The sequence below is a fragment of the Paenibacillus arenilitoris genome (assembly GCF_014705655.1).
GTDB lineage: Bacteria > Bacillota > Bacilli > Paenibacillales > Paenibacillaceae > Pristimantibacillus > Pristimantibacillus arenilitoris.
Genome location: NZ_JACXIY010000007.1, coordinates 37,784 through 61,552, shown reverse-complemented (window position 1 = coordinate 61,552; position 23,769 = coordinate 37,784). Strand labels below are relative to the sequence as shown.

Genomic DNA, 23,769 nt, shown 5'->3' with positions numbered 1-23,769 from the left:
ATCTCAGCTCCATTTCCGAAAATCCGAATCGTCGTGCACGAGCAAGACAAACAGCAAAAATTCGGGTATGCCAAAAAGCTTAGCATACCCGACCGTTTTGAAGAAGCGTCTCTTATTACGAACCTATTTTGGCCAGGTTCTCCTGCCATTTTTGCGTCTTGAACGCAAGCAGCTTGTCGTAGCCGGCCGCCTCCGCGTCCTTCTGCGCCTGATCGAGAATCGCCAGCACCTCCGCGTCGTCCTTGGCGAACAGCGCTTTCGCTCTCGCCTCCAAATAAATATCCTCGACCTGCTGGCGGATGATGCCCTCCTCGGAGTCCGGCTGCGGATCGATATTGATGAACTCCGTCGCGTTGGACTGCGTTTTCCACGTAATTTCGCGCTGGTAGCGGGTCGACCAGTTCTGCTGCTCGACCGGCAGCGTCTCCTCGAATTTCGCTTTCGTCGTATCGATGAACACGGTATTGCCGACCCAGTTCAGGTTCGTCGTAATGGCCTGAAGCTTCGCGAGCTCGCTTGCCTCCGACGTATACTTCTCCGTGAATACCGGCGTCTCGCCGTCCACCTCCACGCCGTCCCAATAGATGCCGGGAGGTCCCCACATGAGCGCGCTTTGCCCCTCGGGACCGGTCAGCCAGTCGTAGAAGGCGAAGATCGCTTCCGGATTTTCGGCGGACTTCGTGATGACCGTTACGTTCCATCCGAGCATGCCGTACGTGCCCGGGAATATTTTGTTCTTGTCGAGCCCTTCCTTATGGATCGGCCAAATCATGAAATAGCCGGCGTTCGGATCGTTCTTCGTAAGCTCCGCGTGCGCCTGCATGGCGATTTCGGTCGGGGAAGCCGACGCGAATACCGCGACGCGTCCCGTCATCACCTTCTCCGTAATTTGATCGATCGTCTGCGTCAGCGCGTCCTGCGTAATGAGCTTCTCGCGGAACAGCTTGGAAATATATTGCATCGCTTCGCGGTACTCGGGATCAAGGAAGATCGAGGTCAGCTTATCGCCGCTTGGCACGGCGCGCATGCCCGGGTACTTCTGGTCGTTCTCCTTGAACGCGGAATACAGCACGTCGATCCCTTGCCCGTCCTTCGCGATATGCGGCTCGTAAGGCACGACGTTCGGATAATTCTCCTTCACGAGCTTCAAATAGTTGTACAGATCGTCGGTCGTCTCCAGCTTCGGCGAGCCGAGCTCCTCGTAAATTTTCTTGTTGATGACGTAGCCGGCGTTGCCGTTCGGCTGCTTCGTGTACCAGTTGGGGAACTGGTACAGCTTGCCGTCCTCGGAACGGAGCATGTTGATCCCTTCGTCGCCGAGCCATTTTTTCAAATTCGGGTATTTGTCGAGATAGTCGTCGAACGGCACGAGCAGATCGGCGCTGCGGAGCTTCTCGACGTCGACGCGCTCGAGCCATATGGCGTCGGGCAGGTCGCCCGTCGCGATCATCGTGTTCAGCTTCTGCTGCGCCGCGCCGCCGGAATGGATCGGCTTGACGTTGACCTTCTTCGTGTCCTTGATCCACGTGCTCGTAATGTCGCCGCCCCATGCCGGCATCGTATACCAATCGTAATGGCCGTAGAGGGTGAATTCGAGCTGCTCCTTGCCGAGCTCGTAGACGGATGCGGGTTTATTGCCGCTGCCTTCTTCCGCGTTGCCGCTTGCGGCCGCGTTGCCTCCCGCATTGCCGGCATTCCCTCCGTCGCCGCTGCAGCCCGCCATTAACGCGACGGCCATGAAGGCGGACAGGACGGGGGCAAACCGTTTTCCATTTCGCTTCATCTGTACAAACCCCTTTCAAGCTTCTAGTTATATGTTCAAAGCTTTCGCTCCAAAACCGGCGTTAGGCTACTCCTTCAAGGACCCGATCAGCACGCCCTTCACGAAATATTTCTGCACGAAAGGATAGACGAGGACGATCGGAATCGTCGCGACCATCATCGTCGCCATCGACAGCGACTTGCTCGTCACCGTCCTCATCTTGGCGAGCTGCCCTTGGGCGGCCGAATCGAGCTGCGCCAATTGGTCGGATACGATGTTCGAATTCAAAATTTGCTTCAGCATCGTCTGTATCGGAAGGAGCCCTTCGCTCGATATGTAGATGCTTGGCCCGAACCAGTCGTTCCAATGATACACGGCCGTGAACAGCGACAGCGTGGCGATGACGGGGCCCGACAGCGGAATGACGATGCGGAAGAAGACGCCCCAATTGCCGCTGCCGTCGATTTTGGCCGATTCCTCGAGTCCGGCGGGCAAGCCTTGAAAAAACGTGCGGAAGATGATCATGTTCCAGACGCTGACGAGCGAAGGGACGATGAACACCCAGAAGCTGTTCATTAAGCCGAGCTCGCGGATCAGCAGAAACGATGGGATTAACCCGCCGCTGAAATACATCGTAATGATGCAGAGCACCATATAAAACTTTCGGCCCATCAGCTCTTTTTTGGATAGCCCGTAGGCGAACACGGCCGTGAGCAGAATCGACGTCGCCGTCCCTACGGCCGTGCGCGCGATGGAGATGAAAAAGGCGTTCAGCAGCCTCGCGTCGTTGAAGACGATCCCGTAGTTTTCGAGCGTCCATGCCCGCGGCCAGAACGTCACGCCGCCGAGCGCCGTATCCATCCCGCTGTTGAAGGAGATGACGAGCGCGTTCCAGAACGGGTAGAACGTCATGAACGCAAGCAGCGTTAGCAGCATATAGATGATGACCGTCATGACGCGGTCCCCAAAGCTCAATCGTATCACGGAACCATCCGCCTTTCCCGACAAATGTGTAGCCTTACCATAAGCTGCTGCCGGCTCTGCGGGCGATGTAATTGGCCATCGTCAGCAGTCCTACGCTGATGACCGCTTTGAACAGCCCGACCGCCGTGGCGTAGGAGTATCTGGAATTTTGGATGCCGACCCGGTAAACGTACGTATCGATGACATCCGACACGTCCCTGAGAACCGGATTGACGGCCAGCAGAAGAATGTCCTCGAAGCCGGCGTTCAGCAGGTTGCCGATGGCGAGAATCATGAAGATGATGACGACGGGCATGATCGACGGCAGCGTAATCAGGAAGATTTGCTTGAACCGGCTCGCGCCGTCCATCGCCGCCGCCTCGTACATGCTCGGATCGATCCCGGCGATCGCCGCCAGATAGACGATGGAGCCGAATCCGATTTCCTTCCATACCCCGGTGGAGACGAGGATCGACCAGAACAGCTCCGGCAGCGACAGGAAGTTGATCGGCTCTTCGATGAAATTCATCTGCTCCAGCAAAATGTTGACGCTCCCGTTGTCCGTCGACAGCATCGACATGACCAGCCCGGCCACGATGACCCACGACATGAAGTGGGGCAAGTAGCTGACCGTCTGCACGACGCGCTTGAACATCATGTTCTTCACTTCGTTAAGCATAAGCGCAAGCAGAATGGGCGCGGGAAACCCGATAAAAAATTTCAGCAGGCTGATGACGATCGTATTTCGCATAACCCCGTAAAAGTCCGGGGATTCGAAAAACATTTCGAAATGCTTGAAGCCCGTCCAGGGACTCGCCAGGAATCCTTTGAATATGCTGTAGTCCTGAAAGGCCATGAGCACGCCGTACATCGGAATGTAGCTGAATACGATGACTAGCAGCAGCGCGGGGAGCACCATGAGCTGGATATCGATTTGCTTCATAAACCGGACGAAGGCGCTCTTTGATTGCGGTTTCATTTTCAGCGGTTTGCCTGTGGTAAGCTGCGGCATCGCGTCCTCCTCCTTGCTCTCGTCGTTCTTCTTGTATTCTATCTCGGCGCTTCATGCCCGTGCTAGCTGACTGATCAACGAAATATGATACTTTTCAATCATCGCCCAAAAAAAAGAAGATCAAGGATGACTCCCTGATCTTCCCTCCCGCTATTTCGCCGACCGCCGGCCGTAGCTGGCCGCGAAGCGCATCATCCGGTTGTAAGCCCTCCGGTCGAGCGTCTTCATCGGGTGAAACTGCGGATGATTCGAATTAACCTCGAGCACCCACAGCCTCTGCTGCTCATCGAAGGCGAAGTCGATGCCCATCTCGCGCATGCCCGGCTGCCTTCTGCTCAGCGTCCGGGCTACCTGAAGCGCCTTGCCGGCCAGTCCCCGGACCCGGCTTGCGAGCTCCTGCCGCGTCATTCCCTTACCCCTGCCGAGCATCGCCATCGTGTAGAGCGCGCCGCCCTGGTAATAGTTCGTCACGATCTTGTCGCCGGCGCCCACCTTGACCATGAAGCCCGTGCATACCCAGGCCCCCCGCGGCATCCGCTGCACCATCACCCGAATGTCGTAGGGGCGGTCATGCACGCGGTCCAGCGTAATGCCTTGCTGGATAATAAGCGGGATCGTCCTCGGCGCGGCCAACCGGTCGTAGACGCCCTGCAGCGACTCGAACCGTTCGTGCAATTGCCCCTTGCCGACGATTTTGAAAAGCTCGTAGCCTTCTTCCGTCCGCTTCAGCATCGATATGCCGATTCCCATCGAACCGACATCCGGCTTTATATAGAGCATGTCGTAGCGTCCCGCCATAAGCTCAAGATTGGGCAAACTGAACGCAATGGTATCCGGCACGTGGCTCTTCAGCCAACCGTTCGCGGACAAGTATCGGCATACTTTCAGCTTGCCTCTTATCTTTCGGCTCGCATATCGTTTCTTGAGCACGGAATCTCACCTCTCTCGCATTGTATGTTGCAAGATTCCGTTCAACTTGTACGAATGCGTAGTAGACTCAAAAATATCATTTGGCCGCCAGGCTTAAGGCACCATCCGCTCCTTCTCGGCCAGCGTCTGCAAATACGACAGCATGACGCGGGCCAATTGGTCCGATACTTCCACCAGACTCATATGGGCGACCCCTTCGAAAGCCGTTTCCAAAATATGCGGAAGCTTGTACGTCGTGCAGGGGGCGTTCATGACCGACACGGTAAACGTCATATCCGGCTCGACGACCGTATCCTCCTCTCCGGCCACGAGCAGCACGGGAACGGCGGCCTCGGCGAGCACGCGGCTGCGGTCCGGCCGCTGCAGCATCCCCTCGAGCGTCCGGATCGCCGCCTCGGGAGCCATCCGGCAGCCGATTTCGATCATCTGCTTAAGATCCTCGCGCAATTCGTCGCGCCGCTTCTCCGGGAGAAGCCGGGGCATGATGCCCCGAACGTAAGGGGCGATGCCCTTCGCGCGAATTTCGACGATATCCCGAATGCGCTTGCGCTTCATCTCCGCCGTATCGGGAAGCGCCGTGGAATGGATAAGCCCGAACCCGGCAAGCTTGTCCGAATGCGCATCCGCGAAGGCGGCGGTTACGTATCCGCCTAACGAATGCCCGAACACGACCGCCTTGTCGATGCGAAGGACGTCCAGCAGCCGCGCCACGTCGTCGGCCATCTTCTCCATCGTATAGGCGCCCTCCGGAGCCGAAGATTCGCCGTGACCGCGGAGATCCGGCATAATGACGCGGTAGTTCGAGCTGAGCAGCGGACAAAGCTTATGCCAGTAGTTGGACGAACCGCAAAAACCGTGAAGCAATACGACCGCTGCGCCTTCCGGATTTCCGCATTCCTTATAAACCATATCAAAGCCGTTTAAATGAATACGATGCGTTCTCATCGATCCTCACCAGCCTTTTCGATTGGATGATTGCTTAGTGTCGTTTCTTAACCGCTCCAGCCGCGCTTGAAACCTTTTCGAAAAAAATGTTTCGCCCTCGCAAGTTCGGGTTAACAACATGGCAGACCGGTCATTCTCGACGGAAGGAAGGTGATTCACGATGCTGGGTTGGTCTCTCTTATTTTTCATCTTTGCGATCGCGGCGGCGATATTCGGATTTTTCGGGATTGCGTCGGCGCTGGCCGGGATTGCAAAAATACTGTTCGTCGTCTTCGTCATTTTGTTTATCGCATCCCTTATTTTCGGGAGAAGACGGGTTTAGCAAGGCTTAGCAAAAACAAATCTATCATTAGGAGGCGTTTCTTATGATCGATCCTACAATTACGAAAGTGCATACGGTGGACAATATTACGGAGGTGCAGCAGCAGGTCGCCCGGTTCCGGACGGAAGGCTACGACAAGGACAACATCTTCGTCCTGGCGCATGACAAGGACCGGACGAAGCGGATCGCGGACAACACCGACGCGGAGAAAATCGGGGTGACGGTGGAAGGGCTGGGCAATGCCGTCGCCAACCTGTTCCGCTCGAGCGGCGACGAGCTGCGCGCCAAGATGCGCTCGCTCGGCATCTCCGAGCGGGACGCGGAGCGGCTGGAGGTCGAAATGGACCGCGATAAAATATTGGTCATCGCTTGGGGAGGAAAGCCGTACGAGGGCGAAGAATTTGATCCGTACGTGCATTTTTACCCTTACCACATGGTATAATCGGGCCGCGGCGCCGCCCGCGGCATTCACGTAAAGGAGCTATCGAATGAGCATTATAATAGTAGACGACAACGCGACCAATCAGCTCATCATCAAGGCGATTCTGAACAAAGCGGGCTACGGCTCCGTCGCGGCGGTCTCCTCCGCGCCGGAGCTGTACGGCCGGCTCGGCATCGGCTCGCCGGGCGCGGCGCAGCCCGTCGACTTGATTCTGATGGACATGATGATGCCGGATATCGACGGTCTGCAGGCATGCCGGCGGATCCGGGAGGATGACAGGTACAAGGACGTTCCGATCATATTCGTGACGGCGGTCGGCGATTCCGGCAAAATGGCGGAAGCGCTCGACGCCGGCGCGATCGATTACGTCATGAAGCCCATCAACAAGATGGAGCTGCTTGCCCGTATCCGTTCGGCCATGCGGTTAAAGAAGGAAATCGACTGGCATAAGGAAAGAGATAGACGGATGAAATATAAGCTGGAGCTGGCCAAGCAGGTGCAGCGCAGCGTGCTAAGCCTGCCCATTCGGGACGAGAATGTGGACATCGGCGCGGTCTATCAGCCTTCCTCCGAGCTGGCGGGCGACTTCTATGCGTGGTACCGGATCGACGGCGACCGCTACGGGGTTATTTTGCTGGACATTATGGGGCACGGCATTTCCTCCTCCCTGGTGTGCATGTACATCTGCTCCGTCCTGCAGGACAACATTACCCGAATCACCGATCCGGAGAACGTTATGCAGGAGCTTAACCGGCATATGAAGAAGCTGTACAGGAAGGAAGAACTGCTGAACTACTATTTCACGGCTATCTATTTCGTTATCGATACGAAGCGGCGAACGATCGAGTACGTGAATGCCGGGCATCCGCCCGGCATTGCGCTGCTCGGCGGCAAGACCGCGTTGCTTACGGAGGGCTGCTGCGCGATCGGATTGTTCGAATCGATCGAAGTCGCCAAAGGAACGATCGAGTACGAGGAAGAGGCGACGATCATTCTGTACACGGACGGCTTGACCGAGGCTATGGCGGACGGCGGGGACGGCGGGACAACGGCGGACATGCTTGCCGGACGCCTTGCCGCGTGCGGGGATTTGGAGCTGCCCGAGCTTGCCGCCAGGCTGATTCCCGAGAGCAAGTGCGGCCATGAACGGGATGATATTTGCCTGGTCATGCTCCGGGCGAAATAGGCTTGATCGGAAGCCTGTTTCAAACTAGCCCGTAACGGGTATCCGACATTATAGAAACTTGCGGCAAGTGTTCTATAATGGGAGGGATGAAAAATGGTCATGTTCAAACCGATTCTGATCGGAATTATGCTGAGCGGCGTCATCGGGACGCATCCGGCTCCTGAGGTCGACCTTCGTAACGTGAACGGCATTACGCTCTACGACGATGCCGGCGATATCGTCCGCAAGCAGGGAAAGCCCGCTAATGTCGCGAAGGATCCTTATCTCGCGGAAAGCGAAATATACGATTACCCGGACATGCGGATCGGGTTGCGCGGCGGGATCGTCGATTTCGTCGAAATTCCCGGCGGCGCGGCCTCGCTGACAATCGACGGCGAGACGGTGCCCCCTTCGGCGCAAGCGTTGCGCGAGCTGCTCGGCGAGCCCGATTATAAGGCCGAGGACGGCATCGTGTTCCAACGTAAGGAAGCGCTGCTGAAGCTGTTCATCGATAACGAGACGCAGACGCTGGAACGCATCCGGTATTATCACCTGGCCAGCGTCTGACTGCGCCTTTTCCGGCTTGTCCCGGAAGGAAGATCCTGCTACTATTTATTCATCAAATCGCGAGCGGAGTGAAGCCTATGAGAGCAGAGCCTTTTCAAATCGTGGCGGAAGAAACGACGGAAGCCGTCATTCTGGACGTAAGCGGGGATTTCGACCTCGCGGTCGTGCCCCAAATGCGCTCCGCGCTTGAGCCGGTCATGCACCGGACGGACAAAGCGCTCATCCTTCAATTGGGCGGATTAACCTATATCGACAGCACCGGCATCGGCGTCATCGTCTCGGTTCTGAAGCTGCGCGACGAGCTGAAGGCGCCGTTCTACGTGCGCGACATCCCGCCGGCGATCATGCGCTTATTCGAGCTGACGGGCATATCGGGTTACTTGTCGTCCGGGAACGGAGACCAGCCATGAGCGGCGCCGTCAACCTGCAAATCCCGGCCCATGCGGAATATTTGGATTTGGTCCGGATCTGTCTGTACGGCATCGCGTCGAAAATGAGCTTTGCCTACGAGGATATCGAAGACATGAAGGTCGCGGTCTCGGAGGCGTGCAACAACGCCATCCTGCACGGCACGCAGGCTTCGGGCCTTGAGGCGATCGACATCCGCTACGAGGCGGACGCGACCGGGCTTACGATTGAGGTAGCCAGCCGCGGGACGGGCGCGGCGCTTGCCGGCGCTTTAAGCAGCGCCGCGCCGGCCGCGGAAGGAGACATCGGCGGCTTAAAGGCGGGCGGCCTCGGCCTCTATCTGATGCAGGCGCTGATGGACGAAGTCGACGTCCGGTCGACGTCCGTTGGGACGGCGGTCGTCATGAAGAAGTATGCGGCCATGGAGCCGTAAAGCCGCGAAGGGCTGTCCTTGTCAGGTCGTTAATCGACCTGGAGGACAGCCCTGTTTCAATTTACATCCTATTCACGCCGCTTGCTCCCAATCCTTCATCGGGAGATCGATCGGCATCTCATTCGCCCTTGCTTTTACCGCGGAGCGGTAGAACAAGGCAATGACGGCTAGCGTCACGATGACAGCCCCGATATAGGAAACATTCAAGGATAATCCGAAGCCGATGCCGGCATTCAGGATATACGTCATCGTCGCCATCGTCATAAAGATGCCCGGAATCATGGCGATCCAATAATTTTTCTTCGCGACGAACAGATACATCGCGCCGACCCACAGGGCAATGACGGCCGTGGATTGGTTGGCCCAGGAGAAGTAACGCCATAAAATCGTGAAATCGATTTTTGTCAACGCAAAGGATACGACGAACAGAGGCAGGGCGATCCAAATCCGGTTCAACAGCTTTTTCTGCGGCACTTTCAAGTAGTCGGCAATAATCATGCGCGCGCTCCGGAACGCCGTATCGCCGGAAGTAATCGGAAGAACGATGACGCCAAGCACGGCAAGCGTGCCGCCGATTGCGCCAAGCAGAAGACCTGATGCTTCGCTAACGACAGCCGCGGGGCCGCCGCTCGCCAGCAGCTCGTTAAGGCCGACCGGACCTTGGAACAGGCTCATTGCCGCAGCCGCCCAGATCATGGCGATAACGCCTTCGGCAATCATCATGCCATAAAATATTTTACGGCCGTGACGCTCATTCTGCGTCGTTCTCGAAATAATCGGCGTCTGTGTCGCATGAAAGCCTGATAACGCGCCGCAAGAAATCGTCAGGAACAGCAATGGGAAGATTGGCGCCGAAGCCGGATGCATGTTCGTCAAGGTCAGCTCCGGAATCGGGGCGCCCGTTACAAGCAGCATTACGCCTACGCCGACGGCGCTAATCAGCAGCAAGGCGCCGAATGCCGGGTATAATTTTCCGATGATTTTGTCGATCGGCAAGAAGGTCGCCAGCAAATAATAGATGAAGATCGCGCCAAGTATGACGCCCAGGCCAACCGCTCCGTCCATCAGATTATGAAGCAGCGCTGCCGGGGAGGTTACGAATACCGTACCTACCAGGAGCAGGAGCAGGATCGCGAAAGCGTTAACGACATGTTTCATCCCGTTGCCCAGAAACTTGCCCGCAAGCTCCGGCAGATGGGCGCCGCGGTTTCGGATCGATATCATGCCCGTCAAATAATCGTGCACCGCGCCGGCAAAGATACAGCCGACAACAATCCAGATAAAAGCAACGGGGCCGTACAAGGCCCCCATAATCGGACCAAAGATCGGGCCGACTCCAGCTATGTTGAGTAATTGAATGAGCATATTCTTTTTCTTGTTCATCGGCAAGTAATCGACGCCGTCGCTATGCGAATAAGCGGGCGTTTGCCGTTGTTCGTTTACGCCGAAGATGCGCTCTACGATTTTCCCGTACGTGAAGTAACCGACAACCAATAAAGCGATGCCTGCCATAAAGGTATACATCTTGTCATTCCTCCTCAAATGAATCCGCTTACATCGATTGTACTATTTTGCGGACCGCTATCGGAAAGTTACGGACAAGATGCCGTTATGCGATGATAAGATACCGTATAAGCCGATTATCTTGCATCAAAGCTATCGAACCATTCGAAGTCTACAGCTCCAATCGAGCCCTTAAACCCTTTACGTAGTTACGGCTCACGAAAAGTTTGTCGCCGACGCCCTCCAGCTCAAGCTGATACGCGCCGTTAAACCAAGGGGTCAACCGCTTAATATAGCTTGTATTAACCAAATAGCTCTTATGCACGCGATAGAAATGATAGGCGTTCAGTCTACGTTCCAGCTCCTTCAACGGCAGCTTCGTGCTGTATTCTCCAGCCATGGTTACAATCTTGGAAGCCTTGTCTTCAAAGACGACGTACAAAATTCCCTTTGGTTCGAGATATACGATTTCATCCGCGCTTTCGACCGCCAGCTTCCCGGACCGCTTCCGCTCCTCGCCGACGTCCCTTCCCTCGCCGCGCAGCCGCAGCGTCTTGCGAATGCGCTGCATCGTATCCGACAATTGCTCTTCATCGTAAGGCTTAAGCAAATAATCGACCGCTTCATAGCGGAACGCCTCCGTCGCATAATCGGAATATGCCGTGGCGAATACGATAATTGGCGGCTTCTTTAGTTCACGGAGCGACTTCGCCGCGCTCATGCCGCTCATGCCCGGCATTTCGATATCCAGGAAGACAACGTCCGGCTGCAGGCTGATCGCCTTCATGACTGCGCTCTCGCCATTGTCGGCCTCGCCTGCAATCCGAACGTCGGCGTGCTGCACGAGCAGATGCTTCAGTTCGTCCCGGCTATAAAGCTCGTCGTCGGCTATTAATGCCCGAATCTCTTGATCCATTATTTCATCTCCTTATCCGGCAGCAAAAAAGTAACGGTCGTTCCGCGGCCGGCCGCGCTCTCGACTTGCAGCGCCGATTCCTCGCCGAACATCAGCTTCAGCCTCCGATTCACGTTATAGAGACCGACACCGGTCCCTTCCTCCGAAGCCAGTCTGCGGCCGCCAATTTCATGCAGCCGTTCTCTTGTCATTCCCCCGCCGTTGTCGGAAACGGAAACTTCGACCCATCCCCCGCGATGGCGTATGACGATAAGAATAACGCCGTTGTCGTGCACATCCTTCATGCCGTGCTTCACCGCATTCTCCACGATCGGTTGCAGCGTCAGCGGCGGCACGACGTAACCCAGCAGCGTCTCGTCGATGTCGTAATTCACCTTCAGCTTATTGACGAACCGTGCCTCCTCAATCGACAGATAAGCGCGCACATGCTTCAGCTCCGTCTCCAAGGAGGCGCTATGCTCCGTCGTGCCTTTTAAATTTTGCCTGAGAAAATGCGATAAGTGCACCAGCAGCATGCGTGCCTGACCAGGATTCGTACGAATGAGGGAAATAATCGTGTTCAAGGAATTAAACAGGAAGTGGGGACTGATTTGCGCCTGCAATACTTTTATCTCCGCTTCCTTCCTCAACTGATTCGCCTTGTCGGCATCGGCCAGCTCGATCTGATTGCTCAGCAGCACGCTAAGTCCGTGCACCAGCTCCAGTACGACATGATCCACTTTCTTCTCGGAATGAAAATAGAACTTGATCGTGCCGATCGTGTCTTCCCTTCGCTTCAACGGCGCGATAATGGCTGCTTTTAATATACAATCCTTATTGTCGCAAAGCAGCTCGTCATGTCCGGCAACGACCAGCCTGCCTTCTTTCAGCACGCGCCTGGTTATGGCGGTCTGAATAGGAGACCCCGGCCGATGATGATCGTCTCCTTCTCCGATATGGGCCAAAATCTGTTTTCCGTTCGTCATGGAGACCGCGCTTGCATTCATTTCACGATACAGAATGCCGCACACGGCAGCCGCCGACTCCTCGGTCATGCCCTGCCGCATATAACCCAAGGTCTGATCCGCGATCCGAAGCGACTTCTGGGCTTGCAGAGCGCCCGCTTTTTGCTCCTCGTTCACGACGCTTTTGATGATGAGCAAGAAAAGCGCAGCGCCGAGTCCGTTAGCCGAAATCATGGGCACCCCGATGACGGATACCAGATCAAGAGCTTTATCGAATGGCTTTGCCAACAGCAATATAATAAGCATTTGCAACGCTTCCGCCACCGAACCGATCATGAGCGACACGCCAGGATTGACCACAGCGGATTTACGATGCAGCGCGCCGGACAAAACACCTGCAATTATGCTTGCCAGACTGCAAGGAACTGCCGTAAACCCGCCCAGAGTAAACCGATGCAGACCTGCGATCAGTCCGGCTCCGAGTCCGATCCGATAGCCTCCCAGCATGCCGGCGAGGACGATACCGATGACGCGAAAATTAGCAATGGCCTCGTCCGGAGACAGTTTGTTTGCCCAGGGGTGAAGCGTATACGTATTGGCGTTAAAAGCTACGCCTGTATAGGTTCCGATGATGCCGAAAGCTGCAAAAAACAGAATCGCCGTAAAACGATGTTTCCAGTTCAGCCCCTCCTTGGAAATCATGTCCCGAAAGAACCGGAAACGGGTCAAAATAAACGCGATCGTCACAATGATGCCCAAACGCTCAAGCATCGTAATAAGCAGCTCGAACATACCGCATTCCCCCTTCCCGCTGCATTCCTTAGTTCTCCATTCATTCCGGCAATGGTGATAGTATCGGGCAAGAAGGCTCCTTTATGCAAAACCTGATTTGGAGTGAATTAAACCGGCTATTTTTTGCGATACAGGTGCCCGGGGGGAATCCACTCTTCGTATTTGGCTTTGTACGCAGCGGCCATCGTCTCCATATGGCCTAACCCGATAAAGCCTTCCGGCGCCAGGCTGTCGTAGAACAAGCCGTGAGACCGCCTCTGGAGAACGGCGTCGAAATAGATGAGCACGTTCCGGCACAGAATGACGTGGAACTCGTTGAAGGAACGGTCCGTCGCCAGATTATGCTGCGCAAACGTAATATTCGCCTTGATCGACGGGTCGAAGAGCGCGTACTCGTGATTCGTCGAATAATACGAGGAGAACTCCCCCGCGCCGCCCGCCTGCAAGTAATTTTTCGTGTAGGCCTGCATCCGCTTCAGCGGGAACCTGCCTTCCCTGGCCGATCGGACGACCTGCTCGTTCATGTCCGTTCCGTACAGCTTCGTCCGCTCGAGCAGACCTTCCTCCTGCAGCAGAATCGCCATGGAGTACGCCTCCTCTCCCGTCGCGCAGCCCGCATGCCAAATCCGGATTTCCGGATAGCGGCGAAGCTCGGGAACGACCCGTTGCCGGAACAGGCGGAAGAAGGACGGATCGCGGAACATTTCGGTCACCTTGATCGAGAAATCGTTGACGAGCAGGTCCAAGTAGCCGGGCTCGTGCAGCGCCTTTTCCAACAAGGAGGTGACGGTCAGCAGACCGTCGAGCTGCATGCGGTGATAGATCCGCCTGCGCAGCGACGAGCGCGCGTAATTGCGGAAATCAAAGCCGCTTGCGCTATAGATTCCCTCCAGCAGCAGGTGAATTTCGAGCTTCTCCCGTTCGCTCTGCGCGGCGTTCGTTCCGGATCCGGCATGCTTGTCTTCCCGTTCGACGCTCAATGTCCCACCTGCTTCGTCAGCCATACCCGCATGAGCGAGAACAGCTGCTCCATGTTCAGCGGCTTGCTGATATAATCCGATGCCCCCGCCTCCAGACATTTCTCCCGGTCGCTCTTCATCGCTTTGGCCGTCAGCGCGATAATCGGCGTGTCTTTAAGGGCCGGGTCCCGGCGGATGACGCCCATCGTCTCCAGACCGTCCATGACCGGCATCATAACGTCCATCAGCACCAGGTCGAAGCCCGGTTCTTCCTTCATGATCCGCAGGCATTCCTTGCCGTTGCCGGCCACCTTCACTTCAATCGCCTTCTGCTCGAGCGCCCGGACAAGCGCGTATACGTTGCGGTCGTCGTCCTCGACGAGCAGCACCCTTTTTCCCTTGAACAGCCTGTCGTCCTTGTCGGCCCCTTCCGTCTGCGGCCGGTCCGCCGCGACATGCGGCGTTTCGGGCATCATAACGGCGGCGGCCGCTTCTTCGTACGCCGAGGCGAGCCTCTCCGCCTGTTCGCCGCTTATGCTCGGCACGTATAGCGTGAACGTGCTGCCTTCGCCGACCCTGCTCGTCAACTCGATCGTCCCGCCCAGCAGCTTCGCGAATTCCCGGCAAATCGACAAGCCGAGCCCCGTGCCGCCGTATTGGCGGTTCGTGTTGCCGTCAACCTGCCGGAACGCTTCGAAAATCAATTCCTGCTTTTGTTCCGGAATGCCGATCCCCGTATCCGTGACGGCGATTTCCAGCACGTCGCCGGAAGCATGCAGCGGGAGCGCCTCTTGGACTTTATGCGGATCGGCGCTCCGGACCGTAAGCGCGACCGATCCCCGCTCCGTGAACTTGAACGCGTTGGACAGCAGATTCGTCAATATTTGCTGCAGCCTTTGCCCGTCCGTATGCAGCAGCGGCGGGACGCCGTCGATGACCCGGCAGTCGAAGGCAAGGCCCTTGCTGTTCGCGACGGAATCGAAGCGCAGCTTCATCTGCTCCGGAATTTCGGATACGTTCACTTCGTCGATCGTGAGCGTGATTTTGCCGGCCTCGACCTTGGACAGATCAAGAATGTCGTCGATGAGCGCGAGCAAATCGTTGCCCGACGTATGAATGATGGCGGCATACCCGGCCTCCTCCTCGCTCAGCGTCCCGTTCTCGTTCTCGGACAGAAGCTGGGACAAAATAAGGATGCTGTTGAGCGGCGTACGCAGCTCATGCGACATGTTGGCGAGAAAATTCGATTTGTACTGCGAGCTTTTGCGCAGCTCCTCCGAATAGGCTTCGAGCTCTTTTTGCGCCGATTCCAATTCCCGCGTCTTCCGTTCGGCGAATTTTTTCTGCTCCGCCAAATGCTCGGACGTGATCCGCATCTCCTCCTGCTGCAGCTGCAGCTCCTCCGACTGGGTTTGCAGCTCCTCCGTCTGCGCTTGCAGCTCCTCCGTCAACTGCCGGGATTCGCTCAGCAGCCTCTCCACCTCCATTCGGCCGGCGACATTGTTCAGCGCTACGCCGAAATGGTCTTCAATCTGCTCGAGCAGCTTCAAATGCTGCGTCGAGAAGGACGTTACGGATGCGAATTCCACGACCGCCTCGACCTTGCCCTCGAATTCGATCGGGAAGACGAGCAGGCTTTGCGGCGTTACCCGGGCAAGCCCCGATACGATCTTCACGTCATGCTCCGGCAGCTTGTTCAGCAGAAAAGGCCGCTTGTCCTGCGCGCATTGCCCGATCAAGCCTTCGCCCATGCGGAAGCCGGACCGCCCCGAAGCGTCGCTGTCGGACGCATAGGACGCGATTCTGACGAGCCTCTGGCCGCTTCCGCTTCCTTCGCGGATATAGAACAAACCGTGCGCGGCATCGACGATCGGCGCGACCTTCGCAAGAAAGGCTTCGGCAAGCGCATTCAATTCGGTAATGCCTTGATTCATCGTCGCGACTTCCGCCACCTTGGTCTTGATCCAGTTCTCCGTCTCCAGACTTGCCAGCAGCTGGTTGGTCGCGTCGGCCAAATCCTTGATTTCGTCCTTTGTCCGCACCTCGATTCTGGCCGTCAAATCCCCGCCCGCCGAAGCGATCTCGGCAATCGTCTTCACGACCCTCTTGATCGTGTTCACGATCGAGCCGGAGACGAAGGAGACGATCAGGAACGCGACGGCGGCGACGACGGCCAGCATGACGTACAAGCTCACGGTCAGCAGCCTGTTCCGGTTATCCAGCCCGAGAATATGCAGCCTCGTCGATTCGATCTGCCTGTTCGTCAAGGAACCGAACCGCTCTTTTAACGCGTCGAGGCTTGTCCTGCCGCTCTCCTCGGTGAAAAATCGGATCATCCCGGCGCTGTCGTTCCGCTTTCTTAATTCGATTGCCGGATCGCCGACCTCGTCTATCCATTTCTCTATTGTCAGCTTGATCTCCTCAAGCTCGTTCTTCATGCCCGGCTGTTGCGAGATTAGTTGCGACAAGCTGTTGTAGCCCGCCTCCCACTTCGCCTTGCCGTCCGTGTACGGCACCAGATCCGCGTCGCTGCCCGTAATGAGGTAGCCTCGCTGGCTCGACTCCATGCTGATCGCATGATAGCGGATCGAAGCGATGAGATTGTGAATCTCGATATCCCGGCTTGTAAGGGTTCCGATTTCTTCCTGCAAGGACGCGATTCTTTCGGTTACGACCACGATGGATACGCCAAGGCAGCAAATAATGAGAAGGTAACCGATCGCGATTTTCGAACGAATGTTGATTCTCATTTCCCGTAACATCATGAAACTCCTTTCAGCGTTTATTCCATTGGAAGAGGTTTCTTCATTATAACATCTTCGCCCTGCCTGGCAATTTCGCTGTTTCAAAAGCCGAATGGCCGGGTAACTAGACAAAAAGAAGGAGTGATGCATGAAATGGATACGCTCGTTCAAATTAGTGTAGCGATCATAGCGGTCGCCTTCGTCGTTCTTCTCGTCTCGCTCTTGCAGACGCTCAAAACGTTAAGGGCGGGCCTCGACGAAATGCGGCTGGCGCTGAGCCAGCTCCGGACGGACGTGTCCGAGCTCGCCGTCGACGCGAAGGAAACGATCCGCCATACGAACGCGCTGACGCTTGATATCCGCGCGAAGCTGAATACGTTCAATTCGGCCTTTCAATCCGTGCAGCAGATCGGCCAAGCCGTTCAAGCCGTGACCGGCGCGGCCAAGGAAGCGGCGGCCGGGCTCGTTACGACGGTCAAAAAAGCCGGTCCGAAGCCGGCGGGACCGTACGGCATCGCCGACGCGATCGGCGACGGCTTCGTGTTCGCGATGCGAACATGGAGCAAAATGAAAAAACGATAAGCTATAATAGGATCATACGAGAAAGGAAAGAAGAGCCGATATGAACCCTTGCATCCGCGTCACGATTCCCGCAAAAGCGGAGTATGTCGATGTTGTCAGACTGGCGCTGTTCGGCGTTGCCCATAAAGCGGGCTTCGCCTACGAAGAGATTGAAGACATGAAGGTCGCCGTTTCGGAAGCTTGCACGAACGCGATTTTGCACGCATACGCAGGCGGTCGGCCGGGAGAAGTGGACATCCGGTTCGAGCTGCTCGAAGCCGGCCTCAGCATTTGCGTCAAGGACGAAGGCGCGAGCTTCGAATACGCGCATGCCGGCGGCGGCAAGCCCTCCTCGCCGAGGAGCGGCGAGCTCAGCGAACTCGCGCCGGGAGGGCTCGGCCTGTTTATGATGCACGCCCTGATGGATCACGTCGAGGTGCGCACCGGCAGCGGTACGGAAGTGATTCTCACGAAGCGAATTGCCAGGAAAGAGGAGATGACATGAATTCGAATTCATCCTTCCCGGACCAGGAGCAAATCAATGAACTGATCCAGGCGTATCAGCAATCGGGCTGCAACGAAACGGCCACGAAGCTGCTTCGGCATTTCGAGCCGGTCGTCAAAATCGCGGCCGGCAAAATGGCGCGGAGCCGTCCGGACTTATATGAAGACCTGTATCAAGTCGGCCAAATGGCCATGCTTCAGCTGCTTCAGAAATACGACTGTTCAAGGGAAATTCCATTCGAAGGCTATGCGATGAAAAGCGTGATCGGCCACCTGAAAAACTATTTGCGGGACAAGTCCTGGTACATACAAGTGCCGAGGCGGCTCAAGGAAAAAAGCCTGCTGATCCAGCAGGCGGTCGATCATTTGACGACGGCCTCCGGCCGCTCTCCGAAGATGGACGAAATCGCGGAATATCTCGGCTTGTCCGTGGAAGAAACGATCGAAGTGATGTCATGCCGCGAGGCGTACCATTACGTTTCCTTGGATGCGCCGCTTCCCGGCGAAGGGGAAAGCGCGGCGACCATCGGCGATTTCATCGGCGACGACGCGAGCGATTATACGTCCGCGGATGCCCGGCTGGACCTGGAAGACGCCATGAAGCATTTGAAGCGGGAGGAGCAGGAAGTATTCGTGCTGGCCTGCCATTACGGCATTTCGCAGCGCGACATCGCAAAGCGGCTGAACGTCTCCCAGATGAGCGTGTCCCGCATTCAGAGACGGGCGATCGACAAGCTGAAGAAGCGGCTTGCCGATGACGGCGAAGACGGAACAGCCCGCAACCCGTGAATATAACAATGGCGGTGCCAACCCTGCACCGCCATTTCCCGTATTTGGTCTGCTGCCGCTTATCGGCAGGTCAAAGCCTCTACAGAGGTTTAATTTCAAAAACTTAAATTAAGAGCGATAGATGGAGGAAATATAAGACATTAGTTGCAAATTTTTAAACTTGTACGGTTACGATCAGAATGAAACGCTCGAAAGGTAGCGTTTAAATTCAAATGCTGAAATTAAATCCGAATAAATGAGGAAATGAAAGATTTAATTACATATTTTGAATTTACGAACAGACCGCCTACTCCCAGAGTAACCTTGTCGAAGAAGGCGAACGCGTTCGGAAATCGCTTGGGAAAGAGGGCAAAGCGAGAGGCGTGAGCAAGCGAGCGCGAAGGTTATTTTATGCGATACCTTCCGCAGTCCTTTGTCGGGAGAGGTTGGTCCGTGCGGAAAAGGGAGCTGTCTCTTCGGTTGCTTCAGAACCTTCCGAGACAGCTCCCTTGCAGGCGAAGGAAGAAGCGCCTAGCGCGACGCTTGCGCTTCTTCCTTCACCTCGTCCTTCGCCGCGGTCAGGGCGTCCATGACGTTCTCGTTCGATTTTTTGGCCTGTCCGGCCAAATCCGAAGCCTCGTCGCCGATTTTGCTTGCCAGCGTCTTCGTCTGCCGGCCGACCGCCGACGCCATTTCCTTCGTCTTTTGACTGACGGATTGCCATTTGCCCGAGATATCCTCCCGCAGCTCCGCGCCCGATTTCGGCGCCAGCAGCAGCGCCGATACCGCGCCCACGGCTCCTCCTATGATCGCGCCCAGCACCACTCCGCTGCCCGTTTGTTCTTTAGCCATCCTCTATCTCTCCTTTTCGAACGGCGATTGCCGTTCCTTCGTATTTTGAAGCGACTTCTACCTTTTATATAAACGGGAAAGTACCATTTGAATCAGCGGACTGCCTGCAAACTTCTTTTTTGGAATTTAAAACCTTTTACCCGGAATTAACGTCTCAATAATAATCGGTCCTTAAAATACAAAGTAATTCCACTAACGAACAGGAAAGGTGTCGCTGCAATTGTTTAAGCTAATGGACGTATCCAAACCGGTCAAATTTGCACTCCTTGCAATCGTTATTCTCGTATTTGCGGCGAGCGCGGCGTCTGCGCTGATGTACGGTGATCATTACTTGCTGGGCTCCTACGAGAAGCTGGACAACGACGACGTCAAGTACGTGAACAGCGCCAAAATCCTATTAAACAAGCATACGCTTGCCTACAACAGCGGCGAAGCGTCCTCCGCCTTCATCATGCCGGGCATGCCGCTCGTCCTGTCCGGTCTCATGCTTCTGTTCGGCCAGGACGGCGACGCGGTGACGGCGTTCCGTATCGTACAGTCCGCTTTGCAGGCTTGCTCGGTCTATCTGATTTTCGCGATCGCGAATCGTTTGTTCGGCAGCCGTGCGGCTCTGATCGCCGCCGCCGCTTCCGCGCTCTACTTGCCCGATTATTTTTCGGCGGGCGTCATTTTGTCGGAGACGATATTCCGAACGATCGTTATGCTGCTCATCCTCGCCAGCCTCGCCGCCTTGAAGAGCGGCCGAACGAAGCATTACGCCATGGCGGCCGCGCTTGTCGGGCTGGCCTGTTATTTTAAGCCGCAGGCGGCGTTGTTCCCGGGCGTGCTGTTTCTGCTGTGGCTGGCACAGCGGACGGACTGGCGCTTGATCCTGAAGCGGACGGCGGTAGTCGCCGCCGTCCTTATCGTCATGCTGTCGCCTTGGTGGGTTCGCAACTACATGGCGTTCGATGCGTTCATCCCGTTCACGAAATCGGCGGGCAGCCCGCTGCTGCTCGGCGCGCTGATCCATGACGAAGCGCCGCCGCGGCCTTTCTTCGACGCGCATCCGGAATACGAGGGCGGCAAGGACAGCCTGTTCGCCGGGTCGGACGACGATATGGCGGAGACCGCCAAGAAAATTATGAGCTTCGGCTTCCGGGAGCAGCCGCTGACGTACTTGAAATGGTATACCGTCGACAAGGTGGCGGGGTTGTATGCGGGGCCGTTCTATTGGAAGACGGTGTTCGGCGTAAGCGGAACGGGCGTCGCTATTTATCATATTATTATGATGGCGCTCGGCGCCGCGGGCATTGCGCTTATGCTCATGAAGCCGGCGATGAGGAGGAGCGCTCCGCATAGGCTCATGCTGCTTGTCCTCGCCTATTTCACCGTCATCTATCTTCCGTTCATAACGTTTAACCGGTACGGCTACCCGAACGTCTTCCTGCTGTTCCTGACCGCCGCTTACGCGCTCGATCGGATGGCTAGCCTCGTAACGTCGAAAGGCGTCTCCAACGCGCAAAGGCCCTCCTTGTCGAAGGAGAGCCTCGTATAAATGCGCTTATCGAATGAAGAAAACGATGAAGCGCCTCAGCCGCTGTCGTTCGCCTTCCCTATTTCAATGCCGTCAAAGCCGGGAGCTTGCGCCCGTCGTAATCGAACAGCGTCAAATTGGACCAATTGTTTCTATGTCCGACCGACCATTCCTCCCTCGACGGAATCCAGGCCGGCTCCCACCAATAGAAACCGACGCCCCGGGGGCCCGCCGCCTTCTTGATGATCGTCATCAGATCGAGCAAATAATCCGCCTGCCCTTGCACGGTCGCCGGGTAGCCCGGATGCAGCTGCTCCTCCCGCTCCACGATGAAGCTTCTGCCCTCCGCCGCGTCCAGCGTCCACGGGTAGGCGGTCTCCACGACGTTAATGTCCTTATCGAATTGCCCGGCAAGCTCCGACAAGTTGCGGCTCAAATCGTCCAGGCTGCCGTGCCACCACGGATAGAAGGACAGGCCGATCGTATCGTATTCCACGCCGTGCTCGGCGAATTTCTCGAAAAACCGCCGGCTTGCCTCCAGATCGCCGCCGCGGTCGATGTGGATCATAATATGGATCGTCGGATCGACGGCCTTCGCCGCCACGATGCCCGACTTCACCAAGGTCGCGAACTTCGCCCACTGCTCCTCGGTATCGAATTCGCCGTCCACCTTGCCGTCGTCCCACAGCATGCCCGGCGTAATCTCGTTGCCGATCTGGACCATGTCCGGCACCGTTCCCTGTCCCTTTAACTCGGACAAGACGAAGTAGGTGTAATTGAACACCTGGTCGTTCAGCACCTCGAAGCTCGAATCCGCCCAAGCCTTCGGCTTCCACTGGTTCGCGGGATCGGCCCACTTGTCGGAGTAATGGAAGTCGAGCAGAAAATGCATGTCCAGCTCCTTGATCCGCTTCGCCATCAGCAGCGTGCGCTCCAGGTTGCAGAAGCCGCCCTCCGGCTCGTTCCAAATGCGCAGGCGAATGGCGTTAACCCCGTTGTTTTTCATAATTCGCAGCGCGTCGCCCTCCTGCCCGTCCTCCTCGTACTTGCCGCCGAACGTCTCGATTTCATCCAAAAACGACATATCCATCCCTATAATGAACGTATTCCCCATCAACGCCGCTCCCTTTTTTGAAAAAAAAAGGAGGAGACCTTGGACCTTCGTCTCCTCCTCTTCTCCGATCATTTACTTGCCCCCGAGAAATTCGTCGATCTGCTTTTGAAGCTCCTGCTGCAGCTTGTCGATGCCGGCCGCTTGCAGCTGCTTGATCAGATCGGCATGGCCCTTCTCGATGTCCGGGATCAAGCCGTATTCGAGCGGAATCGCGTAACGGAGCATGACGTTGCCCACGTTGGCGACTTCGTTCTTCACGTTCGCATCGTTGAAGACGAACGTCTCCAGATCGAAGTGGTACACCTTCTCTTCCCAAGCGGCGGCGATCGCGTCCGCTTCCGCAGGGTAAGAAGCGTCCTTGCGGTTCAGCGGCGAGTTGGCGCCCCAGTTCGAGAAGCCGGTATAGTTAGGCGTGCCGGCCGTCGCGTTGAACTTGTCGTCGCCGACCGGCTCGTAATGCGTGCCCGCTACGCCGTACATGAACAGGTCATGGATTTCTTTATCGTTCTGCAGCAGGTCGATGACCATCAGCGATCGTTCCGCTTTCTTCGATGGCGCGTGGATCGCGAAGCCGTTCTGCGTCGAGATGGCGGCGATTTTCTTCTTGTCCGGCGTAAGGTCCGCAATCGCAAGCTCGACTTCCGGCTGCTCGCGGCGCAGCTCCGCCAGGTTCATCGCGAGGGTGCCGAGGTTATGCGCATAGGAAGCCGTTTTGCCGGCTTTCATGTCCTGCCAAACGTCGTTTTTGTTGCTGACTACGTTTTTGGACCAGGCGTTGTTGTCGGCCAAATCTTTGTAGTAGGCAAGAAGCTGTTTGAATTCGGGCGTATCGTACACGTTGAACACTTTGCCCGCCGCGTCGTCGAGCTTGTAAGCGAGCGGCATGCTATAGTCGACGAGGTTCCATTCGTTCTGCTGCTCGAGCAAAATTTGGTCCAGCTCATGCCATTTCCAGCCGTCGGCCGCTTTGGCGTTGTAGGCGTTGATGCCTTTCTCGTTCGCCGCGACCGTCTTCGCGTAATTCGCGAACGTTTCCGGGCTGATAACCGGATCGAGGTTGTATTTCTTGCGCAGATCGTCGCGGATCAGCACCGCTTTGTCCGTCACTTCCGGGTTGTTGTTCGGCACCATGTACTGCTTGCCGTTCACTTTGGATTGCTCCCAAGCCACCTTCGGCATCGCTTTCCAAGTCAGCGGCATATATTCCGACAGCATGTCGTCCGTCAGCTCCAGGAAGCCGCCCTTCAGCGCCTGGTCGTTATAGAACGCCCAGTTCGCCGTGTAGGCGATGTCGAAGTCTTCGCCCGCCGCGAACTTCAACGGATATTTTTGCGTCCAGTCGGCCCAGTCGAGAAATTCCGCTTCGACCGTGGCGTTCACTTTTTCCTTCAGCGTCTTGTTCAGCTCGGCGAAGACCGCGTCGTAATCGATCGGTTTCCCGCCGACGAGCAGCATCTTGATGACGAGCTCTTCGGCCGTGCCGGCGTTGCCGCCGTCCGCCGGAGTCTCGGCGGCGCCGTTCGAAGGCGAGTCGCTCGCTTCGGTATTGCCTCCATTGCTGCTGCTTCCGCATGCGCCGAGCACCGTTGCCAATACAAGCACGAGGGCAAATAAGAGCATGAATGATTTTTTGTTCCGCATGACCGG

Annotated in this window: 23 protein-coding genes; 10 read left to right on the top strand and 13 right to left on the bottom strand. The window is 56.4% G+C overall.

Annotation, left to right across the window (positions count from 1 at the left end; translation table 11 throughout):
- Positions 1-115: 115 nt before the first annotated feature.
- The 5 genes from IDH41_RS05575 to IDH41_RS05555 all read right to left on the bottom strand — a co-directional run bounded on the left by IDH41_RS05575 (position 116) and on the right by IDH41_RS05555 (position 5,612).
- On the bottom strand, positions 116-1,783 hold the full coding sequence (locus IDH41_RS05575) for an extracellular solute-binding protein (protein ID WP_190859055.1): 1,668 nt from the start codon (positions 1,781-1,783) through the stop codon (positions 116-118).
- Positions 1,784-1,849: 66 nt separating this feature from the next.
- On the bottom strand, positions 1,850-2,746 hold the full coding sequence (locus IDH41_RS05570; RefSeq protein WP_190859053.1) for a carbohydrate ABC transporter permease: 897 nt from the start codon (positions 2,744-2,746) through the stop codon (positions 1,850-1,852).
- Positions 2,747-2,780: 34 nt separating this feature from the next.
- On the bottom strand, positions 2,781-3,737 hold the full coding sequence (locus IDH41_RS05565; RefSeq protein WP_190859051.1) for an ABC transporter permease: 957 nt from the start codon (positions 3,735-3,737) through the stop codon (positions 2,781-2,783).
- A gap of 150 nt (positions 3,738-3,887) precedes the next feature.
- Positions 3,888-4,667 carry a YheC/YheD family protein gene (locus IDH41_RS05560; RefSeq protein WP_190859049.1) on the bottom strand — a complete coding sequence of 260 codons (780 nt, stop codon included), beginning with the start codon at positions 4,665-4,667 and terminating at the stop codon, positions 3,888-3,890.
- A gap of 93 nt (positions 4,668-4,760) precedes the next feature.
- Entirely contained in the window at positions 4,761-5,612 is an 852-nt protein-coding gene (locus IDH41_RS05555; protein WP_190859048.1) for an alpha/beta fold hydrolase, read from the bottom strand.
- A 160-nt stretch (positions 5,613-5,772) separates the two neighbouring features.
- Between IDH41_RS05555 and IDH41_RS05550 the strand changes: the two genes are divergently transcribed.
- The 6 genes from IDH41_RS05550 (at position 5,773) to IDH41_RS05525 (ending at position 8,949) form a co-directional block, all read left to right on the top strand.
- A complete protein-coding gene (locus IDH41_RS05550; protein ID WP_190859046.1) occupies positions 5,773-5,934 on the top strand; it encodes a DUF1328 family protein in 162 nt (53 codons plus the stop codon).
- A 43-nt stretch (positions 5,935-5,977) separates the two neighbouring features.
- Positions 5,978-6,376, top strand: coding sequence for a general stress protein (locus IDH41_RS05545; protein ID WP_190859044.1), 399 nt, complete (start codon positions 5,978-5,980; stop codon positions 6,374-6,376).
- Positions 6,377-6,422: 46 nt separating this feature from the next.
- Positions 6,423-7,562 (top strand): PP2C family protein-serine/threonine phosphatase, encoded by a 1,140-nt coding sequence (locus IDH41_RS05540; protein ID WP_190859042.1) that lies wholly within the window; start codon positions 6,423-6,425, stop codon positions 7,560-7,562.
- A gap of 93 nt (positions 7,563-7,655) precedes the next feature.
- Positions 7,656-8,108 (top strand): hypothetical protein, encoded by a 453-nt coding sequence (locus IDH41_RS05535; RefSeq protein ID WP_190859040.1) that lies wholly within the window; start codon positions 7,656-7,658, stop codon positions 8,106-8,108.
- Positions 8,109-8,185: 77 nt separating this feature from the next.
- On the top strand, positions 8,186-8,518 hold the full coding sequence (locus IDH41_RS05530) for an STAS domain-containing protein (RefSeq protein ID WP_190859038.1): 333 nt from the start codon (positions 8,186-8,188) through the stop codon (positions 8,516-8,518).
- A complete protein-coding gene (locus IDH41_RS05525) occupies positions 8,515-8,949 on the top strand; it encodes an ATP-binding protein (RefSeq protein ID WP_190859036.1) in 435 nt (144 codons plus the stop codon). The genes IDH41_RS05530 and IDH41_RS05525 overlap by 4 nt, the downstream gene beginning before the upstream one ends.
- Before the next feature lie 72 nt (positions 8,950-9,021).
- Here IDH41_RS05525 and IDH41_RS05520 read toward each other — a convergent pair whose 3' ends face one another.
- The 5 genes from IDH41_RS05520 to IDH41_RS05500 form a co-directional block, all read right to left on the bottom strand.
- Entirely contained in the window at positions 9,022-10,473 is a 1,452-nt protein-coding gene (locus tag IDH41_RS05520) for a carbon starvation CstA family protein (protein WP_190859034.1), read from the bottom strand.
- A gap of 151 nt (positions 10,474-10,624) precedes the next feature.
- Positions 10,625-11,368 (bottom strand): LytR/AlgR family response regulator transcription factor, encoded by a 744-nt coding sequence (locus IDH41_RS05515; protein WP_190859032.1) that lies wholly within the window; start codon positions 11,366-11,368, stop codon positions 10,625-10,627.
- Positions 11,368-13,104 carry a sensor histidine kinase gene (locus IDH41_RS05510; RefSeq protein WP_190859031.1) on the bottom strand — a complete coding sequence of 579 codons (1,737 nt, stop codon included), beginning with the start codon at positions 13,102-13,104 and terminating at the stop codon, positions 11,368-11,370. The genes IDH41_RS05515 and IDH41_RS05510 overlap by 1 nt, the downstream gene beginning before the upstream one ends.
- 116 nt (positions 13,105-13,220) lie before the next feature.
- Positions 13,221-14,084, bottom strand: a complete 864-nt coding sequence (locus IDH41_RS05505) for a CheR family methyltransferase (protein WP_223829468.1) — start codon at positions 14,082-14,084, stop codon at positions 13,221-13,223.
- The gene (locus IDH41_RS05500) at positions 14,081-16,825 is read right to left on the bottom strand and encodes an ATP-binding protein (RefSeq protein WP_190859029.1); all 2,745 of its coding nucleotides are present in this window, start codon (positions 16,823-16,825) and stop codon (positions 14,081-14,083) included. The genes IDH41_RS05505 and IDH41_RS05500 overlap by 4 nt, the downstream gene beginning before the upstream one ends.
- Positions 16,826-16,960: 135 nt before the next feature.
- Here IDH41_RS05500 and IDH41_RS05495 point away from each other — a divergent pair, with 135 nt between their 5' ends.
- From IDH41_RS05495 to IDH41_RS05485, 3 genes are read left to right on the top strand one after another with little or no spacing between them, the layout of a single operon-like run.
- The gene (locus IDH41_RS05495) at positions 16,961-17,389 is read left to right on the top strand and encodes a DUF948 domain-containing protein (protein WP_190859028.1); all 429 of its coding nucleotides are present in this window, start codon (positions 16,961-16,963) and stop codon (positions 17,387-17,389) included.
- A 40-nt stretch (positions 17,390-17,429) separates the two neighbouring features.
- Positions 17,430-17,873: an anti-sigma B factor RsbW gene (gene rsbW, locus IDH41_RS05490; RefSeq protein ID WP_190859027.1), complete on the top strand. Its 444-nt coding sequence runs from the start codon at positions 17,430-17,432 to the stop codon at positions 17,871-17,873.
- On the top strand, positions 17,870-18,661 hold the full coding sequence (locus tag IDH41_RS05485; protein WP_190859025.1) for a sigma-70 family RNA polymerase sigma factor: 792 nt from the start codon (positions 17,870-17,872) through the stop codon (positions 18,659-18,661). Before rsbW ends, IDH41_RS05485 begins: the two co-directional genes overlap by 4 nt.
- A 510-nt stretch (positions 18,662-19,171) precedes the next feature.
- Here IDH41_RS05485 and IDH41_RS05480 read toward each other — a convergent pair.
- Positions 19,172-19,492: a YtxH domain-containing protein gene (locus IDH41_RS05480; RefSeq protein ID WP_190859024.1), complete on the bottom strand. Its 321-nt coding sequence runs from the start codon at positions 19,490-19,492 to the stop codon at positions 19,172-19,174.
- Between the two features lie 220 nt (positions 19,493-19,712).
- Here IDH41_RS05480 and IDH41_RS05475 point away from each other — a divergent pair, with 220 nt between their 5' ends.
- On the top strand, positions 19,713-21,029 hold the full coding sequence (locus IDH41_RS05475) for an ArnT family glycosyltransferase (protein WP_190859023.1): 1,317 nt from the start codon (positions 19,713-19,715) through the stop codon (positions 21,027-21,029).
- A gap of 58 nt (positions 21,030-21,087) precedes the next feature.
- Here the strand turns inward: IDH41_RS05475 and IDH41_RS05470 are convergent, their stop codons facing one another.
- On the bottom strand, positions 21,088-22,122 hold the full coding sequence (locus tag IDH41_RS05470; RefSeq protein ID WP_190859022.1) for a glycoside hydrolase family 53 protein: 1,035 nt from the start codon (positions 22,120-22,122) through the stop codon (positions 21,088-21,090).
- A gap of 72 nt (positions 22,123-22,194) precedes the next feature.
- Positions 22,195-23,763 carry a DUF3502 domain-containing protein gene (locus IDH41_RS05465; protein WP_190859021.1) on the bottom strand — a complete coding sequence of 523 codons (1,569 nt, stop codon included), beginning with the start codon at positions 23,761-23,763 and terminating at the stop codon, positions 22,195-22,197.
- Positions 23,764-23,769: the final 6 nt, after the last annotated feature.

Bases quoted from the DNA above. Each gene is read 5' to 3' on its own strand.
- IDH41_RS05520 (WP_190859034.1), bottom strand. From the start codon at position 10,473: ATGTATACCTTTATGGCAGGCATCGCTTTATTGGTTGTCGGTTACTTC.
- IDH41_RS05540 (WP_190859042.1), top strand. From the start codon at position 6,423: ATGAGCATTATAATAGTAGACGACAACGCGACCAATCAGCTCATCATC.
- IDH41_RS05465 (WP_190859021.1), bottom strand. From the start codon at position 23,763: ATGCGGAACAAAAAATCATTCATGCTCTTATTTGCCCTCGTGCTTGTA.
- IDH41_RS05530 (WP_190859038.1), top strand. From the start codon at position 8,186: ATGAGAGCAGAGCCTTTTCAAATCGTGGCGGAAGAAACGACGGAAGCC.
- IDH41_RS05545 (WP_190859044.1), top strand. From the start codon at position 5,978: ATGATCGATCCTACAATTACGAAAGTGCATACGGTGGACAATATTACG.
- IDH41_RS05550 (WP_190859046.1), top strand. From the start codon at position 5,773: ATGCTGGGTTGGTCTCTCTTATTTTTCATCTTTGCGATCGCGGCGGCG.
- IDH41_RS05575 (WP_190859055.1), bottom strand. From the start codon at position 1,783: ATGAAGCGAAATGGAAAACGGTTTGCCCCCGTCCTGTCCGCCTTCATG.
- rsbW (WP_190859027.1), top strand. From the start codon at position 17,430: ATGAACCCTTGCATCCGCGTCACGATTCCCGCAAAAGCGGAGTATGTC.
- IDH41_RS05470 (WP_190859022.1), bottom strand. From the start codon at position 22,122: ATGGGGAATACGTTCATTATAGGGATGGATATGTCGTTTTTGGATGAA.
- IDH41_RS05495 (WP_190859028.1), top strand. From the start codon at position 16,961: ATGGATACGCTCGTTCAAATTAGTGTAGCGATCATAGCGGTCGCCTTC.
- IDH41_RS05485 (WP_190859025.1), top strand. From the start codon at position 17,870: ATGAATTCGAATTCATCCTTCCCGGACCAGGAGCAAATCAATGAACTG.
- IDH41_RS05500 (WP_190859029.1), bottom strand. From the start codon at position 16,825: ATGTTACGGGAAATGAGAATCAACATTCGTTCGAAAATCGCGATCGGT.
- IDH41_RS05525 (WP_190859036.1), top strand. From the start codon at position 8,515: ATGAGCGGCGCCGTCAACCTGCAAATCCCGGCCCATGCGGAATATTTG.
- IDH41_RS05510 (WP_190859031.1), bottom strand. From the start codon at position 13,104: ATGTTCGAGCTGCTTATTACGATGCTTGAGCGTTTGGGCATCATTGTG.
- IDH41_RS05515 (WP_190859032.1), bottom strand. From the start codon at position 11,368: ATGGATCAAGAGATTCGGGCATTAATAGCCGACGACGAGCTTTATAGC.
- IDH41_RS05565 (WP_190859051.1), bottom strand. From the start codon at position 3,737: ATGCCGCAGCTTACCACAGGCAAACCGCTGAAAATGAAACCGCAATCA.
- IDH41_RS05480 (WP_190859024.1), bottom strand. From the start codon at position 19,492: ATGGCTAAAGAACAAACGGGCAGCGGAGTGGTGCTGGGCGCGATCATA.
- IDH41_RS05535 (WP_190859040.1), top strand. From the start codon at position 7,656: ATGGTCATGTTCAAACCGATTCTGATCGGAATTATGCTGAGCGGCGTC.
- IDH41_RS05555 (WP_190859048.1), bottom strand. From the start codon at position 5,612: ATGAGAACGCATCGTATTCATTTAAACGGCTTTGATATGGTTTATAAG.